Annotated in this window: 5 protein-coding genes; all 5 read left to right on the top strand. The window is 74.6% G+C overall.

The window, feature by feature from the left end; translation table 11 throughout:
• Nucleotides 1-355 precede the first annotated feature (355 nt).
• The 5 genes from AB0M83_RS48160 to AB0M83_RS48140 all read left to right on the top strand — a co-directional run bounded on the left by AB0M83_RS48160 (nucleotide 356) and on the right by AB0M83_RS48140 (nucleotide 6,852).
• A complete protein-coding gene (locus tag AB0M83_RS48160) occupies nucleotides 356-3,223 on the top strand; it encodes a type 2 lanthipeptide synthetase LanM family protein (protein ID WP_364529441.1) in 2,868 nt (955 codons plus the stop codon).
• Between the two features lie 46 nt (nucleotides 3,224-3,269).
• Entirely contained in the window at nucleotides 3,270-3,449 is a 180-nt protein-coding gene (locus AB0M83_RS48155) for a hypothetical protein (protein ID WP_284740826.1), read from the top strand.
• Nucleotides 3,450-3,495: 46 nt separating this feature from the next.
• Nucleotides 3,496-3,678 carry a hypothetical protein gene (locus AB0M83_RS48150; RefSeq protein WP_284740827.1) on the top strand — a complete coding sequence of 61 codons (183 nt, stop codon included), beginning with the start codon at nucleotides 3,496-3,498 and terminating at the stop codon, nucleotides 3,676-3,678.
• A 40-nt stretch (nucleotides 3,679-3,718) separates the two neighbouring features.
• Entirely contained in the window at nucleotides 3,719-3,892 is a 174-nt protein-coding gene (locus AB0M83_RS48145) for a hypothetical protein (RefSeq protein WP_360667758.1), read from the top strand.
• Nucleotides 3,893-3,960: 68 nt separating this feature from the next.
• Nucleotides 3,961-6,852, top strand: a complete 2,892-nt coding sequence (locus tag AB0M83_RS48140; RefSeq protein ID WP_364529437.1) for an AAA family ATPase — start codon at nucleotides 3,961-3,963, stop codon at nucleotides 6,850-6,852.
• The last annotated feature ends 119 nt before the right edge of the window (nucleotides 6,853-6,971 follow it).

Here is a 6,971-nt window from a genome sequence, read left to right as displayed (position 1 = left end):
TTCACACAGTTGTTGAGTGGAGAGCAGCGGTTAGAACTGCCTTGGGCGGGGCGCCGCGCCCCCCCGGGCGCGCCGGGGGGGGGGGGGCCGCGGCCGCGCCCGCGACCGCGGAGTCCGGGGTGGCGGAGGTGCCCCGCACGGGGGATCGGCGACGCGGATGTGCTCGCCGACCCCTGTCGGGCCCGCCCGCCGAACGGCCCAGCCGCCACATCCGTCCGGCGCAGTCGCGTAGTCCACGACCAGGCGTTTCGCCGCCGGCGCCCCCATGAACCCCCCAGAACGCCCCCATACCGGGCGGGAATGCGGGCGTAGCACCCCCATGTAACCCACGTCACCCGCTGGCATGCTCGATCCCGTGATTCCCCCGCAGCCGAACCCGGCGACCACGACGCTCCCGTCCACCTGGTGGTCGGCGGCGCTGACCACGCAGGAGCGCCGCCCCGACGGCGCCCGCCCCGCGTGGGTCGACTTCGCGGAAGCCGCACTTTCCCGGGAAAGTGCGGTCCAGGAAGCGGCACTCTCCCGGGAAAGTGCGGCTTCGGCGCACTGGCGGGCCGCCTTCGCCTCCGTGTTCCGTCCCTTCACCGACGCGGCCCGCGCCGCGATCGCCGGCGCCGCAGCGGCTTCGCCCGCCGTCGACGCCACCGCGGTCGCCGACGGCTGCGCCGCACGGCTGGGCCACCAGCTCGCCGGGCTCGCCGCCCGCACGCTGGTGCTGGAGCTGGGCCGGGCCCGGCGCGCGGAGGTCCTCGCGGGAGAAACCGCCGAAGAGCGCTTCGCCGACTTCGTCCGGCAGACCGGAACTCCGGGCGGACTCACCGACCTGCTGCACCGCTACCCCGTGCTCGCCCGGCTCGCCGCGCAGGCGGCCCTGCACGCGATCGAGTCGGTCACCGAACTGCTCGACCGCTTCGCCGCCGACCGCACCGCCCTCACCGCGTTCACCGGCGCCGACGCCGGCGTCCTGGTCGAGATCAGCGGTGGCACCGGGGACGCCCACCAGCGCGGCCGCTCGGTCCGCGAGCTGCGGTTCGCCGGCGGCGCGCGCGTCATCTACAAGCCCCGCCCGCTCGACCTGCACGCGGCGTTCACCGGCCTGGTGGACTGGCTCAACCCGCGCGTGCCCGGTCTCGAGCTGCGCACGGTCGACGTCCTGGTGCGCCCCGGCTACGGCTGGCTCCGCTTCGTCGAGCACCGGCCGTGCGCCGATCTCACCGAGGTGGACCGGTTCTACCGCCGCCAGGGGGTGCTGCTCGCGCTGCTGCACGCCCTCGACGGCACCGACGTGCACTTCGAGAACATCATCGCCGCCGGCGACCAGCCCGTGCTGATCGACATCGAGACGCTCTTCCAGCCGGTGCTGCCGGCCGAGCAGCTCGACGTCGACCCGGCCGCCGAGCTGCTCGCCCGCTCGGTGCACCGGACCATGCTGCTGCCGCAGATGATCGTCGGCGAGCACGGCGCGGTCGACATCTCCGGCCTCGGCGGCGGCCGCGCGGCGGCCCCGGCGCTGACTCGCGTCGACTGGCTCGACGCCGGCACCGACCGGATGCGGCTGACCCGGGTGCCCGGCGGGGTCGGCACCGGCGTCAACCGGCCCGCCCTCGGCGGCGCCGACGTCGAACCGGCCGAGCACGGCGCCGCGCTGCTGGCCGGCTTCCGGGCCGGCTACGACGCCATCGCCGCCGGCGCGGCGGAGTTCACCGCCCTGCTGGACCGCTGCGCCGGCGCGGGGATCCGCGTCCTGGTCCGCCCGACCAGCTTCTACACGCGGCTGCTCGACGAGACCACGCACCCGTCGCTGCTGGCCGACGCCGACGCGCGCGACGACGCGTTCGGGCTGCTGCACGACGACAGCACCGACGACGTCCGCCGCGGGCTCGTCGCCGCCGAGCTCACCGACCTGTGGGCGGGCGACGTCCCGATGTTCACCGGCCGGCCCGGCTCCGCGGACCTCTGGGACGCCGACGGGAACCGCCTTTCCGGGCTGCTCGCCGAACCGCCGCTCGAGACGGTGCGCGCGAAGGTCGCCGGGATGACCACGATCGACCGCCGTGACCAGGAGTGGCTGATCTCCGCGGCGCTGGCCACCCGCCCGGCGGCCGAGACGCACGCGGGCACCGGGGTCACCGACCGCGTCCTGCCGAGCAAGAGCCCCGAACCCGCGCACCTGCTTTCGGCCGCGTGCGGCGTCGCCGACGCGATCATCGCCCGGGCGTCCTCGGCTTCCGGCCGGGTCAACTGGGTGGGGCTGGAGCTCGTCGACGAGAAGTACTGGACCGTGCTGCCGATGGGTGCCGGGCTCGGCGAGGGCTACACCGGCGTGGCGCTGTTCCTCGCCCAGCTGGCCGAGCTGACCGGCATCGACCGCTACCGCGACCTGGCCGGGAAGGCGCTTTCCGGCCTGCCGTGGCTGGTGTCGGCGCTGGAGGCCGATCCGGACCTCGCCGCCGCGGCCGGGCCCGGCGGGCTGCTGGGACTCGGCGGCGTCGCCTACGCCACGGCCCGGCTCGCCCGGCTGCTCGACCGGCCGGACCTGCTCGACCTGACGGCCCGCACGGTCGCCGTGCTGCCACCGCCGACACCCGAGACGTCGCCGCGGTACACCACCGGGCTGGCCGGCGGCCTGGTCGCGCTGCGCTCGGTGGCCACCCAGACCGGGCTCGCCGAAGCCACGCTGCTGGCCGACGCCTACGCCGCCGAGCTCGCCGTCCGTTCCCTCGATCCCGACCTCGCCGACCCCGGGTTCGCGCACGGCGCGGCCGGCGTCGACTGGGCCCTCGCCGGATACCCGCGGGAGACCGCGACCCTGCCGCCCGCGAAGGCCGCCACCGGGCACGGGTGGTGCTCCGGCCTGGCCGGGCAGGTGCTGGCCTACGCCGGCCAGCCCGCGGTGCTCGGCGGCCTCGACGAGCAGGTCGCGCGGCTGGCCGCGCAGGACCCGCTGCGCGACCTCAGCCTGTGCCACGGCGAAACCGGCATCACCGACGTGCTCGGCTTCCTCGCCGAGACCGGCCACCTCGGCGCCGCCGCCGCGGTCGCCACCCGCACCGGGCAGCTGCTCACCGCCGTCGAACAGGACGGCGCGCGCTGCGGCACCCCCGACGGCGTCCCGTCCCCCGGCCTGCTGACCGGCCTGGCCGGCATCGGCTACGGCCTGCTGCGCCTCGGCTTCGGCCCCCGCGTCCCGTCCGCCCTGCTCCTGCAACCCCCGACCCGCTGATCCGTACCCGTCCCCACCCCCGTCCCACCCGAGGAGAGAACGACCGATGCCCGAAACCACCGCCGAGACCGTCGAAGCCACCGTCGGTGCCCTGGTGCTCCCCCGCGCGACCCGCTGCGGTGCCCGCAACCAGGCGCTGGCCGGCACCCGGCCCCGGCTCTCCGGGATGACCCTCGAGACGCTCGGCGGCCCCACCGTCGTCACCAACGGCACCTTCGCCCTCTGACGTCCGTCCCCCGGCCCCGATCGCGACAGAAAGCGGAGAACACGCCATGAGCGAGCACGACTTCATCGGCACGGACAACCCCATCGGCGACCCCACCCTCCCGGCGCCGACCCGGACCGGCGCCCGCAACCGCGCCCTCGCCGGCCGGACCGCGCGGCTGAGCCACAACGGCGCCGACACCCTGGACATCACCCCGGTCTTCACCGTCAGCATCGCTTTCCCCCAGTAGTCCTCCCGCCCCCAGCACTACCGAGAGTGGAGCCACCCGCATGACCGAGCACGACTTCGCCGGCACCGACAACCCGATCGGCGACTTGACCCTCCCCCGGACCTCCCGCACCGGCGCCCGCAACCACGCGCTGTCCGGCAAGGCGGCGCGGGTGAGCCAGAACTCGCTGACCACGATGGACATCACGGTCGTCACGGGCGGCTTCACCGAATAGTGAGACGCCCCGGGCGTCGGTAATTCGACCTACGTCCGGAGGGCGCCCATCCGGTTATAGTGACCGCGATGGGCATCCGGTCGACGCGTCTCATCGGACGCGACAGGGAGCTCGGCGCACTGTCGGAGGCTCTGGAGAAGGCCCGCACCGACCACGGTGGGGCCTTCTTCCTTGTCGGCGAAGGCGGGATCGGGAAATCCCGGCTCGCCGCCGACATCGCCTCGCGGGCACTGGCGACCGGGCTCCCGGTGCTACGCGGACGGGCCAGCTCGATCGGCCCGATGGTGCCGTTCCGGCCGCTCGCCGAAGCTCTGCTGTCGCACTTCCGCGGTGGTCTCCCGCCCGCCGCGCCCGAGCTCGACCCGCTCGTGCCGGTGCTCGCCCGGCTCGTGCCCGACTGGTACCGCGGCGACCGCCCGCACGACAACGGCAACCTCCTGGTCCTGGCCGAAGCGGTGTTCCGGCTGCTGTCGGTGGCGGGCCGCGAGGGCGGCTGCCTGATCGTGCTGGAGGACCTGCACAACGCCGACGCCGAAACGCTGTTCATCGTCGAGTACCTCGTCGACAACCTGGCGTCCAGCCGGGTCATGCTGATCGGCACCCTGCGCGGCGAACCCGGTGAGGCGCTGCGGCTGGCGACCGCGGCGGCGCAGCGCTCGTCCAGCCACACCTTCGAACTGGCCCGGCTCGACGCCGAGCGCACCCGCGAGTTCGCGGCCGCCTGCCTGGAGACCGAACCGGCCGCGGTCCCCGCCGAAGTGGCGAACCTGTTGTGGCAGAACAGCGAAGGCGTCCCGTTCGTCGTCGAGGAGCTGCTGCACGGCATGCTCGGCGACGGCCTGCTCGTCGGCGGGGCGGGCGGCTGGCAGGTCGTCGGCGAGCTGCAGGCGCGCGTGCCGGAGGCGCTGATCAGCAGCATCGCCACCCGCGTCGACGCGCTCGGGCCCGACGGCGAAACGCTGCTTTCGGTGGCCGCCGTGCTGGGGCGGCGGTTCCCGCTGTCGGTCGTGCAGGCGGTCACCGACATGGACGACCGCATGCTGCACAACCACATCAGCGCGAGCGTCGCCGCGCACCTCGTCACCACCGACGAGACCACCCCCGGCTGGTACGCCTTCCGCCACCCGCTGACCGCCGAAGCCCTGCTGGCCCGGCTCGTGCCGTCGACGAAGGCGAACCTGGCGCGCCGGGCCGCCGATGCCGTCGAACTCCTCCACCCCGGCCTGCCGGGCGAACTGTGCGCGCTGGCCGCGGCGCTGCGGCTGACGGCGATGGACCACCCCGGCGCCGGCCGACTGTTCGCCGAAGCCGGCCGCCGCGCGCTCGACGGCGGCGCGGCCGACACGGCGGTGACCATGCTGACCCGCGCCGTCGAGCTGCTGGCCACGGCGAGCCCCGACGACCGCGCCGACGCGCTGGAGTCCCTGCTGCACGCGCTCGGGCAGACCGGGCAGTTCGACCGGGCCGTCGAGTTCTCCGCGCGCTTCGCCGAGATCGGCCGGCTGGAGCGGGCGGTCGACCTGCACATCCAGCTGGCGTGGGCGGCCTACATCGGCGGGAGGCACGACGAGTGCCTCAACCAGATCGAGCAGGCCCGCGCCCCGCTCGGCGGCGAGATCACCGAAGAGCAGAAGGCGGGCCTGGACGCCGTCGAAGCGACGCTGTGGCTGGACATCCCCGGCCCGTCCCACACCGAGCGGGCCCGGAAGCTGGCCGAGCAGGCGTGGGAGGTCGCCGAGCGCGCCGGCGTGCCGTTCGTGTCGTGCCAGGCGCTGCAGGTTCTCGGCATGGTGGCGCTGGAGACGGATCTGGCCGAAGCCGAGCGTTACCTGCAGCTGGCGCGGCGGCTGGCCGAACAGCACCAACTGACGCACCTGCGCACCCAGGTGCTCGTGCGCCTGGGCGGGCACCGGATGCTGGCCGAGGGTGACGTCCGCACGTTCGACCTGGCCCGCGCGGAGGCCCAGCGCACCGGTGCGATCACGCTGACCTGCGCGGTCGACGCGAGCCGCGCGGTGCACGCGGCGATGCGCGGCGAGTTCGCGCAGGCCGAAACGATCCTCGACGAGAACCTCGCGGTGCTCGGCCGCCTCGGCCTGGTCGCGCTGCTGCAGTACACGCACATGACGCGCGCGATGGTGGCCGCCCACCAGGCGGACCGGCCGCGGATGGAACGCGCGCTCGAGGAGTTCCGCGCCGAGGGCGGCGCCGGAGCGCAGGAGCTCGTGCTGAGCGTCGGGCTGGCCCAGGTGTTCTGTTCCCTGCTCGAAGAGGACGCCGAACGCGCCCGCCGCGAGCTGGACCAGGTGCTGGCCCTGGAGGAGCGGCAGCCGAGCCGCTTCCACCTGGCCGGCCAGCACGGCCTGCGGCTGCTGGTCGAGGCGCTCGACGGGACGGAGCCGGAGGTGGCCCGCCCCCCGACGGCGGTGAGCGGGATGCGCTGGAACCGCCAGTTCGTGCTGCTGGGCGAGGCGGTCCGCCACGGCCGCGCGGGTGCACCGGACCAGGCCGACGCGGCGGTGGCGGCGGCGATCGAGGCGGCGGCCCCGTTCCCGGTGAGCAGGCACCTGGGCCTGCGCATGGTGGCGGAGTCCGCCTCGGCCGACGGCTGGGGCGACCCGGTGACGTGGCTGAAGGAGGCCGAGGAGTACTTCCACCAGGCGGAGGTGACGGCGGTGGCGAGCGCGTGCCGCGGCCTCCTCCGCAAGATCGGCGCCCCGGTCGGCCAGCGCCGCACGGGCTCCGACCGCCTCCCGGCGAGCCTGCGGTCGGCGGGGGTGACGGTGCGCGAGTACGAGGTGCTGCAGTTGCTGGCGGACAACATGGGCAACAAGGAAATCGCCCGCCGCCTGCACATTTCGCCACGCACGGTGGAGAAGCACGTGGCGAGTTTGATGGCGAAGTCGAACCTGCAGAACCGGGGCGAGTTGACGGAGTACGCGCGCAACACGCCGCACTAGTCCGGCGGCGAGCCGGTCCCCGACTCGCGCGGGGCCGCTTCCGATGCAGTGAATGACTCATTCCTGGCGTCCGGCGCCAGGAATGAGTCATACACTGCGACTCACTGGCCGCCCGGGTT

The sequence above is a fragment of the Amycolatopsis sp. NPDC051106 genome (assembly GCF_040682775.1).
Lineage (GTDB): Bacteria > Actinomycetota > Actinomycetes > Mycobacteriales > Pseudonocardiaceae > Amycolatopsis.
This window is presented reverse-complemented; position numbering and strand designations above follow the sequence as displayed.